The following is a 15,520-nucleotide window of genomic DNA, read 5'->3' as shown; positions in this document are numbered from 1 at the left end:
GCTCATGCCTCGTCGAGGGTGATGACGACCTTGACGTCGTCGGGTTCGGCGGCGAACGCCTCGGCGAACCGGGTGAGCGGGACGCGGCGGGTGATCACGCGGTCCAGCCAGTCCAGGTCCGCCCTCGCCAACGCCTCGGCCGCCTGGCGGTAGTGGTCGAGGTTGGCGTTGACCGAGCCGATGATGACGTCGTTCTCCAGCACCAGCGACCGGTTGAGCGCGCCCGCGTCGATCGGCAGCGCACGGCCCGAGGGTGACACGCCGGTCAGGCAGACGATGCCGTACGGCGCGGTGTGCTCGATCGCGCCGAAGACGACACTGCCCACGCCGGTGGCCTCGATGACGACGTCGGGTTGGAGTCGGGACGCCACGGTGTCGATCGGATCGCTGTGGTAGGTCGCGCCCAGGTCCCGGACCAGGCGGGGTTTGGGGCCGTCGGTGACCCGGTCCAGGACGTGCACGTCCAGGCCGCGTTGCGCGCCGAGCAGCGCGGCGAGCAGGCCGATCGGGCCGGCGCCCGTGACCAGCACGCGCCTCGGCTCGAACCACGCTCGCTCGCCCACGCGCCGCACCTGGTCCCACGCCTTGGCCACCACGGTCGTCGGCTCCATCAACATGCCGACGCGCTCCAGTCGCGGGTCGAGCGTCACCGCGTAGTCGGGCTCCACGCACCAGACCTGGCTGCCGTACCCGTCGATCTCCTTGATGCCGCGCTCGGTGTACTGGCCGTTGCGGCACATGTCGAACTCACCGCGCGCGCACGCCCCACACGGCACCGGGTCGGGCCGGCGCACGACGCCGACCACCAGGTCACCGGGCGTGAAGCCGCTGCCCGGCGACGCCTGGCGCACCCGGCCCAGCGACTCGTGCCCCAGCACCAGCCAGGGCCTGCCCGGCGGCGACCAGCCGTACTCGGCACGCGCGATCTCCCGGTCGGTGCCGCAGACCCCGAGCGCCAGCCCGTCGACCAGCAGCTCGCCCGGCGCGGGCTCCGGGTCGGGGACCTCGGCCACGCGCAACGACCCGGCCTGCCGAGGGTCCACCGTCAAGGCACGCATGACTACGGCCTACCCGTTTCGCTCCCGCCTACCCCCGTCACCGACGACGACCACCGGTAACGGTTACGCCGAGACAGAGCAGCGACGGTCACCGGGAGTCACGGCGCGGGGGCCGGGCTCCACCACGGGTACCGAATGCCGGCGAGCCGGTTGATCACCACGCCCTGCGCGGTGATCAGGATGACGCCGACCATCACCATGACCAGTTGTTCGGGCGTGCGCAGCAATCCCAGGGCCACGATCAACGTCGTCGCGCCCGCCGGCGGGTGCGCCCGGTCCAGCAACGGCATCAGGCCGCAGGTGAGTCCCAGGGCGATGGCGGCGGCGGCCATCCGGGCGCCCGTGACGTGGTTGAGGTCCGGGGGTTGGTCGTGCAGGCCGGTGACGAGCAACGCGAACGCGCCGGAGAGCACGCCGACGAGGTGGCCGACGAGCGTGTTGCGCGGGCACGCGGCCGGGGTGAGCGGCGCGGCGAACAGCAGGAACGCCGTGGGGCCGAGCGAGGGGAACAGCAGCGGCTCCCCGGAGAGCAGGGCGGCGACGCCGATGAGGGCCAGCGAGAGGAAGGAGTTGATCGCGGAGTAGGCGGCCCTGCGTGGTCGGGACCGAGGGCGCTCCCGGAGCACGCCGCCGACGCGCGGGCTCGGTCGGCTCACAGGCCCTGCCTCTCCCGCCGCCGTTCCCGGGCGCCCAGCTCCCGGGTGCCCAGTCCCTCGCCCCGGCTGCGGTAGACCACGTAGGGCCGCAGCAGGTACTGAACCGGAGCAGTGAAGGCGTGGACCAGCCGGCTGAAGGGCCACAGGCAGAACAACGCCATCGCGCCCAGGATGTGCGCCTTGTAGGTGAGCGGAACCGACTCCATCAGCGCCGGATCAGGTTGCAGCAGAAGGATTCCGCGGAACCACGGTGAGATGGTCTCGCGGTAGTCGTACTCCCCCATCACCCCGTTGGTGAGGACGGTGGTGGACATGCCGGCCAACAGCACCACGCCGAGCAGGACGTAGGTCAGGCGGTCGTTTCGCGTGGTGGCGCCCCGGACGGCCGGCGTGCGCCAGCGACGCCACATCAGGATGGCCAATCCCGCGACGGTGGCGCAGCCGGCGAGGGCTCCCATCACCAACGCCCCGAGGTGGTACATCTCCTCGCTCACGCCGAGAAAGCTCGTGAGGCTCTTGGGCACGAGCAGCCCGAAGACGTGCCCGGCGGCCACGAACAACAGTCCGAAGTGGAACAGCGGGCTCGCGGTGCGCAGCAACCGGGACTCGTGGAGCTGGGAGCTGCGCGTGCTCAGACCGAACCGGTCGTAGCGGAACCGCCACAGCGTGCCGCCCACCAGGACGGCGATCGTCACGTAGGGCAGCACGGCCCAGAGCAGCAGGTCGAGTGGGCTGGTCATCGGGCGCCTTCCGGCTCGCTCTCCGGTCGGCCGAAACCGGGCAGGCCCAGGCCGACGAGTTCGTGGGGAGGTGTGGTGCTGGCGGCGTGTTCGCCCTTCGTCGTGGGCGGGGCCGGTGGCAGGGAGGCCAACACGGCTCGTACACAGTGGACATACGGTGTGCCACAGCGGTCCAGTCCGCCGGCGAGCAGTTCCAGCGCCGGGCGGTACCTGGTCAACATCTCCTCGCCGGCCGCGCGGGCCTGGGGGCCGCCAGTGGCCGTGAACTCCAACAACATCGGCAGGTAGTCCGGGAGCTCTCCCCGACCGGGGAGGAAACCGTGGTCGCGGTAGAGCTGTTTGAACTCGGCCAGGGAGGTGCCGCGACGCCGGGTGTCCCCGTCGGTGTACCAGCTCAGGTAGAGGCAGAGCCGGGGCCGGCTGTCGAAGACCTCGACGTAGTGCCGCGCGGCTTCCACCACCGGGGTGGTCGCGAGGTACTCCACGACGTCGAGCAGCAGCGAGGCCGGAGCGGTGGCCAGTTCACCCAACGCCGACCGCAGGAGCGGAACTCGTTGCCGCAGCTCAACATCCGGGTAGTGCAGGCACCAGGCGGCGGCCTGCCTGATCACGGACGTCCCGTGCTCGTCCGGTCGCGGAGCGCGGCGGCGCCACGGTCTCATGACCGCTCTCGCCGGGGGAAGAGCCCTTCCGGGCGGCTCTGCGCGTTCCACACGACCAACTCGACCGGGCCGCCCCGAGACCCGCCACCGCCACCCATGCCCGGCCCGCCCTCGGTGTCCAGGCTGCACTTCGTGGCGACGGCCTCCAACTCGTGGGCCTGACCGACACCGGCGGTCGGGATGACGTAACGCTCGTCGTACTTCGCCACCGCGAGCAGCCGGTACATCGCCCGAACCTGGTCCTCGGTCAACCCGACGCCGCTCAACAGGTTCTGGTCGGGCACTTCCCCGAGGTTCACCGACCGCATGAACGACCGCATGGCGGCCAACCGGCGCATCGAGGCCCGAACCGGCTCGGGGTCGCCGGCGGTGAACAGCTCGGCCAGGTACTCCACGGGAATCCGCAGCGCCTCGATGGCCCCGAACAGGTTTCCGGCGTCCTCCCCGTCGAAACCGGTCTTCGCCAACGCGTCCACCACCGGCGACAGCGGCGGGATGTACCAGACCATGGGCATCGTCCGGTACTCCGGGTGCAACGGGAGCGCCAGTCGGTAGGTGCAGATGAGGTCGCGCACCGGGGAGCGCCGCGCCGCCTGGATCCACTCGTGCGGCACGCCGGAGCGTTCGGCGGCCGCCACGACCTCGGGGTCCTCCGGGTCGAGGAACAGGTCGAGCTGCGCGGGGTAGAGGCCCTTCTCGTCCTGGACGCTCGCCGCCTCGGTCACGCGGTCGACGTCGTAGAGCAGCACCCCGATGTAGCGCAGCCGGCCCACGCAGGTCTCGGCGCACACCGTGGGTTGGCCGACCTCCATGCGGGGGTAGCAGAAGGTGCACTTCTCGGCCTTGCCGGTGCGGTGGTTGAAGTACACCTTCTTGTACGGGCACCCGCTGACGCACATCCGCCAGCCTCGGCACCGGTCCTGGTCGACCAGCACGATGCCGTCCTCGACCCGCTTGTACATGGCTCCCGAGGGGCAACTGGCCACACAGGACGGATTGAGGCAGTGCTCGCAGATGCGGGGCAGGTAGAACATGAACGTCTGCTCGAACTCGAACCGCACCTGGTGCCCCAGCTCGTCCCGCAGCTTGGCCACCACCGGGTCCAGCGCGCCGTTCTCCGGTCCGCCGCCGAGGCTGTCGTCCCAGTTCGGTCCACTGTGGATGGTTGTGGGCGCGCCGGTGACCGCCGAGACGGGGCGGGCGACCGGGCTGTCGTCGCCGAGCGGCGCGGTGGTGAGCGTGCGGTAGTCGTAGGTCCAGGGCTCGTAGTAGTCGGTGAGCGCGGGGAGCTCGGGGTTGGCGAACAGCGAACCGAGGCGGCGCAGACGGCTTCCGCCGCGCAGCCGCAGTCGTCCGCGCCGGGACAGCTCCCACCCGCCGCGCCAGCGCCGCTGGTCCTCGTACTGCCGGGGATAGCCCTGCCCGGGCCGGGTCTCGACGTTGTTGAACCAGACGTACTCCACACCCTCGCGGTTGGTCCAGGTCTGCTTGCAGGTGACCGAGCAGGTGTGGCATCCGATGCACTTGTCCAGGTTCATCACCATCGCCAGTTGCGCCATGACCCGCATCAGTAGGTCACCTCCTGGCCGCGCCGGCGGATCACGGTGACCTCGTCGCGCTGGTTCCCGGTCGGCCCCAGGTAGTTGAAGCCGAAGGAGAGCTGGGCGTAGCCGCCGACCAGGTGCGTCGGCTTGATCTGCAGGCGGGTCAGGGAGTTGTGGACCCCGCCCCGCCGGCCGGTGGTCTCGCTCCGCGGCACGTTCACCGTGCGTTCCTGCGCGTGGTACATGAACACGGTGCCGGTCGGCATGCGGTGGGACACGACGGCTCGCGCCACCACGACGCCGTTGCGGTTCACGGCCTCGACCCAGTCGTTGTCCCGCACGCCGATCGCGTCGGCGTCCGCCGGGCTCATCCAGAACGTGGGCCCACCCCGGGACAACGTGAGCATCAGCGGGTTGTCCTGGTACTCCGAGTGGATCGACCACTTCGAGTGCGGCGTCAGGTAGCGGACGACCACCTGGCGCTGACCGTCGGGCCCCAGCGGCGGTTCGTCGTAGAGGCGGTGCATGTCCAACGGCGGCCGGTAGACGGGGAGCTGCTCCCCGAGTTCGGCCAGCCACTCGTGGTCGAGGAAGAAGTGCTGCCGGCCGGTCAGCGTGTGCCAGGGCTTGAGCTGCTCCACGTTGATCGTGAACGGGGAGTACCGCCGCCCGCCCGACTCGTCGCCCGACCACTCGTAGCTCGTCACCACCGGGGCCGGGCGGGAGCGCGTGTCGGCGAAGGTGACCCGGTGGTGCGCGGACTCGGCCGACAACTGGGTCAGCGGGCGGCCAACCCGCTCCTGCAACACGCGGAACCCCTCGGTGGCGACCCGCCCGTTGGTGGTGCCGGACAACGCGAGGATCGCGTCAGCGAACCGGCGGTCGGTGTCGACCCGGGGCCGACCAGCGGTCGGACCGGCCGGGGCGGTGCCGTTGGCCTCGGCCAGCCAGGCCAGTTCCCGTGCCACGTCCACGGTCACGCCCTTCGTGGTGACGCCCGCTTTCTCCACGACCGGGCCCAGTGCGGCCAGTCGCGCGGCCACGGCCGGGTAGTCGCGCTCGACCACGGTGAACACGGGCATCGTCGCGCCGGGCATCGGTTCGCACTCCCCGGCACGCCAGTCCCGCGCGGTCCCGCCGGGCTGGGCGATCTCGCCGGGGGTGTCGTGCTGCAACGCGGTGACCACGAGATCGCGACGCACGCCGAGGTGGGTGGCGGCCAGTTCGCTGAAGGCGCGGGCGATCCCGTGGAAGATGTCGAAGTCCGTGCGGCACTGCCACGGCGGGTCCACGGCCGCGTTGAACGAGTGGACGAACGGGTGCATATCCGTGCTGGACAGGTCGTGCTTCTCGTACCAGGTCGCCGCGGGCAGCACGACGTCGGCGTACAGAGTGGTGCTGGTCATCCGGAAGTCCAGTGCCAGCAGGAGATCGAGCTTGCCTTGTGGCGCCTGCTCACGCCAGCGCACCTCACGCGGCCGGCGCGCCGAGGGCGTCTCCTGCGCGCGGACCTCGGTGTCGGCGCCGAGCAGGTGCCGCAGGAAGTACTCGTTGCCCTTCGCCGAGGAGCCGATCAGGTTGGCCCGCCACACCGTGAGCACGCGCGGCCAGTTCTCCGGCGCGTCCGGGTCCTCGCACGCGAACTTCAGCCGCCCGGCCCGCAGTTCCTCGACGACGTGCGCGACGGGATCGGCGCCGGCGGCGTCGGCCTCGGCCACCAGGTCCAGCGGGTTGCGGTCGAACGTGGGGTACGAGGGCATCCAGCCCATCCGCGCCGAGCGGGCCAGCAGGTCGGCGACGGTTGCGCCGGCGAGGTGGCCGCCGCCCAGCGGCCAGGACAGCGCGTCGGCGCCGAGCGCGTCGTAGCGCCACTGGTCGGTGTGGGTGTACCAGTAGGCGGTCCCGATCATCTGGCGCGGCGGGCGGCACCAGTCCAGCGCGCCGGCCATCGTGGCCCACCCGGTCAGCGGTCGGACCTTCTCCTGTCCGACGTAGTGCGCCCATCCCCCGCCGTTGCGGCCCTGGCACCCGGTGAGCTGGAGCAGTGCCAGCATGGACCGGTAGATCAGGTCCGCGTGGAACCAGTGGTTCGCCCCCGACCCCATGATGATCATGCAGCGGCCCTTCGACCGCACGGCGGTGTCGGCGAACTCGCGCGCGACGCGCACCACCTGCGCCGCCGGGACCCCGGTGATCGTCTCCTGCCACGCCGGAGTCGCCGGTTCCTCGGCGTCGTCGTAGCCCGTCGGCCACTCGCCGGGCAGACCTTCCCGCGCGACGCCGTACTGGGCGAGCAGCAGGTCGAAAACCGTGGTGACCCAACGCTTCTCCGCACCCAGTCGAACGGCGGGCACACCCCGGCGCAGCACCTCGCCGGTTCCGTCCGGCTGGTCGAACCGGGGAAGCGCCACGCCCACCGGCTCCGCGTCCGCGTGGCCGTGCAGGGAGAGCGCCGGTTCCACGCCGGCCAGGTCCAGGTTCCACCTGCCGGGCTCGGCGGACCAGCGAAAGCCGAGCGATCCGTTGGGCACCACGGGTTTTCCGGTGACGTCGTCGAGCAGGGCGGGTTTCCACTCGGCGTGCTCCTCCACGCGGCCGAGATCGGCGGCCGTGACGAACCTGCCCGGGACCAGGTGCCCGTCGCGCTCCAGCAGGGTGACCAGGAACGGCAGGTCGGTGTAGCGGCGGACGTAGTCCGTGAACGCCGGTGTGGCGTTGTCCACGAAGAACTCGCGCAACACCACGTGCCCCATCGCCAACGCCAGCGCGGCGTCGGTGCCGGGGTGCGGCGCCATCCACTCGTCCGCGAACCTCGTGTTGTCGGCGAAGTCCGGGGAGACCACCACGACCTTCTGGCCCCGGTACCGGGCCTCGGTCATGAAGTGCGCGTCGGGCGTGCGGGTCACCGGGACGTTCGAGCCCCACATCAGCAGGTAGGCGGCGTCCCACCAGTCCGCCGACTCGGGCACGTCGGTCTGGTCGCCGAACACCTGGGGCGAGGCCACGGGAAGGTCCGCGTACCAGTCGTAGAAGGACAGCATCGGAGCGCCCAGCAGGGCCATGAACCGGGACCCGACGGCGTGCGAGACCATCGACATGGCCGGGATGGGCGAGAATCCGGCGACGCGGTCCGGGCCGTGCTCGGCGATGGTGTGCACGTGCGCGGCCGCGACCAGTTCGGCCGCCTCGTCCCAGTCGATCCGCACCAGCCCGCCACGTCCCCGGGCCCGGTGGTACACGCCGCGCTTGACCGGATCGTCCATGATGGACTTCCACGCGCGGACGGGATCACCGTGTTTCTCCTTGGCCACGCGGTACATCTCGACCAGGACGCCGCGCGCGTAGGGGTAGCGGACGCGCAGGGGCGAGTAGGTGTACCAGGAGAAGGAAGCGCCCCGGGGACAACCGCGGGGCTCGTACTCCGGGCGGTCGGGCCCGACGGAGGGGTAGTCGGTGTCCTGCGTCTCCCAGGTGATAATCCCGTCCTTGACGTAGACCTTCCACCGGCATGAGCCGGTGCAGTTGACGCCGTGGGTGGACGGGACGACTTTGTCGTGGCTCCAACGATCCCGGTAGTAGGACTCCCCCGCGCGACCCCCGCGCCGGTGCACGGCGCGGAGGTCGGGTGAGGTGTCGGAGCGGGTGAGCAGGCGGCTCAGGCGCAGCAGGGCCGCACTGGCCGAATCCTCAACACCGCTCGGGTCGAACGACTTGCGCAGGGCGCACATCCCGATCCTCGTCTCCCCAGTCTGAAGCGGACCGCGGCGGAGGTCCACCAACGTGCGCAACGCGTTGCACCACGGAAGCTACGCGCCTCTCCGCGAAACGCGCCCTGGGCGATCAGAAGACGATCGGAGAATCACCGGGTTGGCCGAAGCGATTCACCGCGAAGCTGCGTGATCACTCACTTCGCGGCATGTGTTATGAATATTCTTTATGTGCTGGTTTGTGCTGTTTTCGTTGCCCCACAGGCGAAACGTCGCCCCAGTGGCCGCCGACCGCTCGGCGCAGACTCCCCTTGGGCAGGCTGGCGCAAGGTAGGGACAAACGGGATCAAGCGGACCGACCAGGACGCTTTTCTCTTCTTTACCCGCTCCTGGGGCAAGGAAAACCAGGTCCCCGAACTCGCGGGTGGCCTCACGCTCCTCGCCGCCCGTCACCGACCGCGCCCGGTCGCGCCGACGCCGAGAGCCGAGGCCTCCGGTGCCGGTAGAGGACGTAGGGGCGCCAGAGGTAGGCGACGGGCACCGACCAGACGTGGACGAGCCTGGTGAACGGCCACAGCCCGAACAGCACGAGCGCGCTCAGCGCGTGCAGTTGGAACACCAGGGGGACGTCGACCATGAGCCGCGGTTCGGGGTGGAACCAGAAGATCCCGCGGAACCACACGGCGATGGTCTCCCGGTAGTCGTACCCGCAGCCGAGCAGGTTGCGCCCCACCGTCCCGCCCGTGCCGAACGCGATCACCGCTGACAGCACGAGGTAGAGCACCTTGTCCATCCGGGTCGTGGTGCGGCGCACGCGCCCGTTCACCAGTCGTCGGGCGAGCAACAGCACCAGACCGCTCACCACCAGCACGGCCGCCAGCACACCGCCGCCGAGCGCCACGATGTGGTAGGTGTGCTCGGAGACGCCCAGCGCCTCGGTCCACGCCTTGGGCACCAGCAGGCCGATCGCGTGACCGCCGATGGCCAGGAGCAGACCGAGGTGGAACAGCGGCGCGCCCAGGCGCAGCCAGCGGCTCTCCAGCAGTTGGGTGGTGTGCGTGGTCCACCCGAACTGGTCGGTCCGCCAGCGCCAGACGTGCCCCAGCACGAAGACGGTCAGCGCCACGTACGGCAGCACGACCCACAGCACGACGTCGACCGCGTTCATCCCCGCGCCCCCGTTCCGGTCAGGTGTTCGGGTGGGGTGAACGGCGTCAGCCCCACCGGTTCCGCGGGCGGCCCCTCGGCGACCAGCCTGACCACCGTTGACTCCTCCACAGTGGACAGTCCTGGGAGGAGCGCTGACAACGCGTCGATCAGGTCCACGTAGGGTGATCCGCTCTCCCGCAACGCGCGGCGAATCATCTCCACCCCCGCTCGGTGCTGCCGCAGCGGTGCCTCTCCCGTGCGCGGTCCGGCCAGCGCGGCGAACTCGCAGACCACCGGCAGGTAGTCCGGCAGTTCGTCGTCGGGCGGGTTCAGGCCGGCGGCGCGGTAGCGTTGTTTGAGCACCAGCAATGCCATTCCACGTCGGCGCGTGTCGCCGTGCAGGTAGTAGGTGAGGTACAGGCTGGAGCGCCGGCGCAGGTCGAAGGTCTCGACGTAGTGTCGGGCCAGGGCCATCGGCGGCTGGTCGACGTACCACGTCATGAACCGGGACAGTGCCCTGCTCGCCGGTGACGCGGAGAGCCCGGCGACGGCCTCGGCCAGTTCGGCACGGCCGGCGAGCAGTTCCGCGTCCGGGTACTGCGAGAGCAAGGAGATGAGCCGGAACAGGGTGGCGCGTTCCGCAGTGCTCTCGACGGGAGTCGCGCGAGTGGAGCGACCGCTCACGATGTCCTCCCCCGAGGCTTGACGAACAGTGACAGTCCGATGCGGCCGTCGGAGCGGGCTCCGGTGAGGTGGAAGTCCTGGAAGCCCTGGAGGTCCTCGCCACCCATTCCCGGCCCGCCATCACTGTCGAGGCCGCATCCCATCCCCTGGCTCGACAGCGCGGCGGCGTTCTCCCGGTGTGCCGCCGGGATCACGTAGCGGTCCTCGTACTTCGCGATGGCCAGCAGGCGGTACATCTCCTCCATCTCCGCGGCGGACATGCCGGTGGCGGTCAACAACTCGGTGGAGACGGAGCCGTCCAGCGAGCGTGCCCGCATGTAGCCGCGCATCGCGGCCAGCTTCATCAGCACTCCGGCCACGACCTCGGTGTCGCCGGCGGTGAAGAGATTCGCCAGGTACTCCAGGGGAATGCGCAGACCGCGGATCGCGTGGAACACGTCGTCGGGGTCGGCCGGGTCACCGTCCTGTTCGGACACCGCGTCCAGCACCGGCGACAGCGGCGGGATGTACCAGACCATGGGCAGTGTGCGGTACTCCGGGTGCAGGGGCAGCGCCACCTGGTAGTGGGAGATCAGCCGGTGCACCGGCGATCGGCGCGCCGCGTCCAACCAGTCCTCGGGAATCCCCTCGGCGAGCGCGGCGGCGCGCACGTCTGGATCGTCCGGGTCCAGAAAGGCCGCGCGCTGCGCGTCCAGCAGATCGGTGGGGTCCGGCGTGCTCGCGGCGGCCAGCACGGCGTCCGCGTCGTAGAGCACCAAGCCGAGGTAGCGCAATCGTCCCGGGCAGGTCTCCGCGCACACCGTGGGCTGGCCGGCCTCCAGCCGGGGGAAGCAGAACGTGCACTTCTCGGCCTTGCCGGTGCGGTGGTTGACGTAGACCTTCTTGTAGGGGCAGGCCGAGACGCACATCCGCCAGCCCCGGCACCGGTTCTGGTCCACCAGGACCACGCCGTCCTCGGCCCGTTTGTACATCGCGCCGGACGGACAGGCCGACACGCAGGCCGGGTTCAGGCAGTGCTCGCAGATCCGGGGCAGGTGGAACATGAAGGTGCGCTCGAACTCAAACCGCACCTTCTCGGTCATCGCGGCGAGGTTGGGGTCGGCGGGGGCGTGCTCCGGCGCGCCGCCGAGGTCGTCCTCCCAGTTGGCGCCCCAGGTGATGGCCATGTCCTCGCCGGTGATCGCCGACTTCGGCCGGGCGACCGGGGTGTGCGTCCCGGCCGGCGCGGTGATCAGGGTGTCGTAGTCGTAGCTGGCCGGCTCGTAGTAGTCGTCCAGCGCGGGCAGGTCCGGGTTGGCGAACAGGTTGAGCAGCCGGCGGACCCGCCCGCCGGAGCGCAGTTTGAGCCGGCCCCGCCGGTCCAGCTCCCAGCCCCCGCGCCAGCGGTCCTGGTCCTCGTACCGCTTCGGGTAGCCGACGCCCGGCTTGGTCTCGACGTTGTTGAACCAGACGTACTCGGTGCCCTCCCGGTTGGTCCACGTCTGCTTGCACGTCACGGAGCAGGTGTGGCAGCCGATGCACTTGTCCAGGTTCATCACCATCGCGACCTGGGCCATCACCCGCATCAGTAGGTCACCTCCTGCGCGCGACGGCGGATCACGGTGACCTCGTCGCGCTGGTTCCCCGTCGGGCCGTAGTAGTTGAAGGCGTAGGTGAACTGCGCGTAGCCGCCGATGAGGTGGGTGGGTTTGAGCAGCAGTCGAGTCAGGGAGTTGTGCGTTCCCCCGCGCCGCCCGCTGAGCTCGGTGCGCGGGACGTTCACGTTGCGGTCCTTCGCGTGGTACATGTAGACGGTCCCGGCGGGCATCCGGTGCGACACGATGGCCCTGGCCGCCACCACACCGTTGCGGTTGTACGCCTCCACCCAGTCGTTGTCCCTGACCCCGATCGCTTCGGCGTCCACAGTGGACATCCAGATCGTCGGTCCGCCCCGGGACAGGGCCAGCATGTGCGCGTTGTCCTGGTACTCCGAGTGGACCGACCACTTCGAGTGCGGCGTCAGGTACCGCACGGTGATCTCGGGCCGCCCGTCCTCGGCGACGCCCTGCCGCCCGAAGTGGCGGTGCATGTCGAGCGGCGGCCGGAACACCGGCAACTGCTCGCCCAGCTCGGCCATCCAGTCGTGGTCCACGAAGAAGTGCTGCCGCCCGGTCACCGTGTGCCAGGGCTTGTCGCGCTCCACGTTGATGACGAACGCCGAGTAGCGTCGCCCGCCGGTCTCGCTGCCGGACCACTCCGGCGAGGTGAGCACCGGTTGCGGCCGACTCCGCGTGTCGGCGAACGTGATGCGGCGGCCCTCGTTCTCCTCGGCCAGATCCGCCAACCGGATTCCGGTTCGCCGCTCCAGCACCCGAAAACCCTCGGTCGCCAGGCGTCCGTTGCTGGTGGCGGACAGCGCCAGGATGGCATCGCACATCCGGTCGGCGGTGGCCAGCGACGGCCGACCGGCGGCCACTCCGCTCGTGATCACCCCGTTCTGGGCGCGGAGGTGGGCGATCTCCGGCTCCACCCGGTACGTGATGCCCTTGGTGGTGAGGCCCAGCTCGTCGAGCAGCGGCCCGACGGCGCGCATCTTCTCGCCGACCGCGCCGTAGTCCCGTTCCACCGTGACGAGTTTCGGCATGGTGCGCCCCGGTTCCGGCGCGCACTCCCCGGCCTTCCAGTCCCGGACCCGGCCCCCGGGCTGGGCCAGCTCGTCGGGGGTGTCGTGGGCCAGGGGCACGGCCAGCACGTCGGTGCGCACACCGAGGTGTTCCCGGGCCAGCTCGCCGAACCTGTCGGCCAGGCCGCGGAAGACGTCGTAGTCCGACCGGGCCTGCCACGGCGGGGCGATGGCGGGGTTGAAGGCGTGCAGGAAGGGGTGCATGTCGGTGCTGGACAGGTCGTGCTTCTCGTACCAGGTCGCCGCCGGCAGCACGACATCCGCGAACAGACCGGTCGAAGTCATCCGGAAGTCGATCGCGGTGAGCAGGTCGAGCTTGCCCTCGGGAGCCTCCGCCCGCCATTCCACCTCGGTGGGCCGCAGTTCCGGCGGCGACTCCGCGCTGCGCACGTCCGCGTCGACGCCCAGCAGGTGGCGCAGGAAGTACTCGTTCCCCTTGCCGGAGGAGCCGAGCAGGTTGGCCCGCCACACCGTGAGCGCACGGGGGAAGTTCGCCGGGTTGTCGGGGTCCTCGGCGGCGAACCGCAGCCGGCCCGCCGTCAGCTCGGACACCACGTGCTCGGCCACCGGTCGCCCGGCCGCGCTCGCCTCGTCGGCGAGGTCCAGCGGGTTGCGGTCGAAGGTGGGGTGGGACGGCAGCCAGCCCAGCCGGGCCGCCTGCGCGTTGCAGTCGGCGAACGCCTTGCCGGACAAGGTGCCCGCGCCCAGCGGGCTGGCCAGTTCGTCGGCCAGGAAGCCCTCGTAGCGCCACTGGTCGGTGGCGAGGTACCAGAAGGCGGTGCCGGCCATGTGCCGTGTGGGGCGCTGCCAGTCGAAGGCGAAGGCCAGGTGCTGCATTCCGGTCACCGGCCGGGCTTTCTCCTGACCGACGTAGTGCGCCCAACCACCGCCGTTGCGGCCCTGGCAACCGGTGAGCAGCACCAGGGACAGCAGCGCGCGGTAGATCGTGTCGGAGTGGAACCAGTGGTTCGTCCCCGCGCCCATGGCGATCATCGACCGACCCCGGGTGCGTTCGGCGTTGCGGGCGAACTCCCTGGCGATCCGCGCGATCGTGGCCGCCGGCACGGAGGTGACCTGCTCGGCCCACGCCGGCGTGTACGGCTGGGAACCGTCCTCATAGGACGTTGGCCACTCGCCGGGGAGCTCGTCGCGCCGCACTCCGTACTGAGCCATCAGCAGGTCGAAGACGGTGGTGACGAGCCGCCCGCCGATCCGCGTGACGGGCACGCCCCGACGCAGGGAGCTACCGCCTTCGGTCTCCCCCACGTCGAACCGGGGCAGGTCGACGGTGACGGTCTCGTCGTGCCGCCCGAGCAGGGTGAGGACCGGCCGCACGCCGCCCAGGTCGAGGTTCCACCGGCCCAACCCGGAGTCGCCCCAGCGGAAGCCGAGGGAACCGTTGGGCACCACCGGTTTCCCGGTGACCTCGTCCAGCAGCACCGTCTTGAACTCGGCGTTGTCCGCCTCGCAGTCGACCCCGGAGTCGGTACCGGAGTCGACCCCGAGGTCGGCTGCCGTCAGGAACTTGCCGGGCACCGTCGCCGTGCCCCGCTCCTCCAGCGTCACCAGGAACGGCAGGTCGGTGTAGCGGCGGACGTAGTCGGCGAAGTAGGCGACCTCGCGGTCCCGGAAGAACTCGCTCAGCACGACGTGGCCCATCGCCATCGCCAACGCCCCGTCGGTGCCGGGGTGCGGGGCCAGCCAGTCGTCGGCGAACTTGACGTTGTCGGCGTAGTCCGGGCTGACCGCCACCACCTTGGTGCCCCGGTACCGGCTCTCGGTGAGGAAGTGGGCATCCGGGGTGCGGGTGACCGGGATGTTGGACCCCCACATCACCAGGTAGCTGGAGTTCCACCAGTCCGCGGACTCCGGCACGTCGGTCTGGTCGCCCCACACCTGCGGCGAGGCCACGGGCAGGTCGGCGTACCAGTCGTAGAAGGACAGCAACGTGCCGCCGATCAGCGAGTGGTAGCGGGTGCCGGCGGCGAAGGAGGCCATCGACATCGCCGGGATCGGCGAGAAGCCGACCACCCGGTCCGGGCCGTACGCCTTCGCGGTGTGCACGTGCGCCGCCGCGACGAGCTCGGTGACCTCGTCCCATGTGGACCGCACGAAGCCGCCCGTGCCGCGCGCCCGCTTGTACGCCCGGGATCGCTCCGGATCTCCGGTGATCTCCGCCCACGCGGCGACCGGATCGCCCAGCCGGGTTCTGGCCTCCCGCCACATCTCCAGCAGGACCCCGCGCACGTAGGGGTAGCGGACCCGCGAGGGCGAGTAGGTGTACCAGGAGAACGAGGCCCCGCGCGGACAGCCGCGCGGCTCGTACTCCGGGGACTCCGGGCCGATCGACGGGTAGTCGGTGGCCTGGTGCTCCCAGGTGATCAGCCCGTCCTTGACGAAGACCTGCCAGGAGCAGGACCCCGTGCAGTTGACGCCGTGGGTGGAGCGGACGACCCTGTCGTGCGCCCAGCGGTCGCGGTAGAACCGCTCCCACTGTCCACTGTCGACCTGGTGCAGGACGCGGCCGTCCGCGGAGTGCTCCTCCCCGGTGAAGAAGCGGCGCGCCGCGAGCAGGGGGCCGGGTGGTGCGGACATCCGCGGTGCGGGACGGCCGGGTTCGGGGTCCACCGGAGAACCTCCAGTGATCGTCGCTGGGGT

At 70.7% G+C, this 15,520-nt stretch carries 10 protein-coding genes; all 10 read right to left on the bottom strand.

What is annotated here, in order from left to right; all coding sequences use genetic code 11:
* Nucleotides 1–2 precede the first annotated feature (2 nt).
* The 10 genes from BUE43_RS17140 to BUE43_RS17095 all read right to left on the bottom strand — a co-directional run bounded on the left by BUE43_RS17140 (nt 3) and on the right by BUE43_RS17095 (nt 15,457).
* Nucleotides 3–1,058, bottom strand: coding sequence for a glucose 1-dehydrogenase (locus tag BUE43_RS17140; protein ID WP_073484308.1), 1,056 nt, complete (start codon nt 1,056–1,058; stop codon nt 3–5).
* 98 nt (nt 1,059–1,156) lie between these two features.
* Nucleotides 1,157–1,714: an HPP family protein gene (locus BUE43_RS17135; RefSeq protein ID WP_234995770.1), complete on the bottom strand. Its 558-nt coding sequence runs from the start codon at nt 1,712–1,714 to the stop codon at nt 1,157–1,159.
* Complete coding sequence (gene narI, locus BUE43_RS17130; protein WP_073484306.1) at nt 1,711–2,454, bottom strand: respiratory nitrate reductase subunit gamma; 744 nt, start codon at nt 2,452–2,454, stop codon at nt 1,711–1,713. Before narI (BUE43_RS17130) ends, BUE43_RS17135 begins: the two co-directional genes overlap by 4 nt.
* Nucleotides 2,451–3,116 (bottom strand): nitrate reductase molybdenum cofactor assembly chaperone, encoded by a 666-nt coding sequence (gene narJ, locus BUE43_RS17125; RefSeq protein WP_073484304.1) that lies wholly within the window; start codon nt 3,114–3,116, stop codon nt 2,451–2,453. Before narJ (BUE43_RS17125) ends, narI (BUE43_RS17130) begins: the two co-directional genes overlap by 4 nt.
* Complete coding sequence (gene narH / locus BUE43_RS17120; RefSeq protein ID WP_073484302.1) at nt 3,113–4,684, bottom strand: nitrate reductase subunit beta; 1,572 nt, start codon at nt 4,682–4,684, stop codon at nt 3,113–3,115. Before narH (BUE43_RS17120) ends, narJ (BUE43_RS17125) begins: the two co-directional genes overlap by 4 nt.
* Nucleotides 4,684–8,388 (bottom strand): nitrate reductase subunit alpha, encoded by a 3,705-nt coding sequence (locus BUE43_RS17115; RefSeq protein ID WP_073484300.1) that lies wholly within the window; start codon nt 8,386–8,388, stop codon nt 4,684–4,686. The genes narH (BUE43_RS17120) and BUE43_RS17115 overlap by 1 nt, the downstream gene beginning before the upstream one ends.
* 409 nt (nt 8,389–8,797) lie before the next feature.
* Entirely contained in the window at nt 8,798–9,535 is a 738-nt protein-coding gene (gene narI / locus BUE43_RS17110; RefSeq protein WP_073484298.1) for a respiratory nitrate reductase subunit gamma, read from the bottom strand.
* Nucleotides 9,532–10,200: a nitrate reductase molybdenum cofactor assembly chaperone gene (narJ, locus tag BUE43_RS17105; protein ID WP_200797561.1), complete on the bottom strand. Its 669-nt coding sequence runs from the start codon at nt 10,198–10,200 to the stop codon at nt 9,532–9,534. Before narJ (BUE43_RS17105) ends, narI (BUE43_RS17110) begins: the two co-directional genes overlap by 4 nt.
* Nucleotides 10,197–11,765: a nitrate reductase subunit beta gene (gene narH / locus BUE43_RS17100; protein ID WP_073484294.1), complete on the bottom strand. Its 1,569-nt coding sequence runs from the start codon at nt 11,763–11,765 to the stop codon at nt 10,197–10,199. Before narH (BUE43_RS17100) ends, narJ (BUE43_RS17105) begins: the two co-directional genes overlap by 4 nt.
* Entirely contained in the window at nt 11,765–15,457 is a 3,693-nt protein-coding gene (locus BUE43_RS17095; protein WP_073484292.1) for a nitrate reductase subunit alpha, read from the bottom strand. Before BUE43_RS17095 ends, narH (BUE43_RS17100) begins: the two co-directional genes overlap by 1 nt.
* Between the last annotated feature and the right edge of the window lie 63 nt (nt 15,458–15,520).

The organism is Streptoalloteichus hindustanus (genome assembly GCF_900129375.1).
GTDB classification, from domain to species: Bacteria; Actinomycetota; Actinomycetes; order Mycobacteriales; family Pseudonocardiaceae; genus Streptoalloteichus; species Streptoalloteichus hindustanus.
Note: the sequence above shows the minus strand (reverse complement) of the source record. Positions and strands in the feature narration are given on the sequence as shown.

Coding starts and splice junctions, on each gene's coding strand:
- narH (WP_073484294.1), bottom strand. CDS start 11,765: ATGCGGGTGATGGCCCAGGTCGCGATGGTGATGAACCTGGACAAGTGC.
- narJ (WP_073484304.1), bottom strand. CDS start 3,116: ATGAGACCGTGGCGCCGCCGCGCTCCGCGACCGGACGAGCACGGGACG.
- BUE43_RS17095 (WP_073484292.1), bottom strand. CDS start 15,457: ATGTCCGCACCACCCGGCCCCCTGCTCGCGGCGCGCCGCTTCTTCACC.
- narI (WP_073484298.1), bottom strand. CDS start 9,535: ATGAACGCGGTCGACGTCGTGCTGTGGGTCGTGCTGCCGTACGTGGCG.
- narH (WP_073484302.1), bottom strand. CDS start 4,684: ATGCGGGTCATGGCGCAACTGGCGATGGTGATGAACCTGGACAAGTGC.
- BUE43_RS17115 (WP_073484300.1), bottom strand. CDS start 8,388: ATGTGCGCCCTGCGCAAGTCGTTCGACCCGAGCGGTGTTGAGGATTCG.
- narI (WP_073484306.1), bottom strand. CDS start 2,454: ATGACCAGCCCACTCGACCTGCTGCTCTGGGCCGTGCTGCCCTACGTG.
- BUE43_RS17140 (WP_073484308.1), bottom strand. CDS start 1,058: ATGCGTGCCTTGACGGTGGACCCTCGGCAGGCCGGGTCGTTGCGCGTG.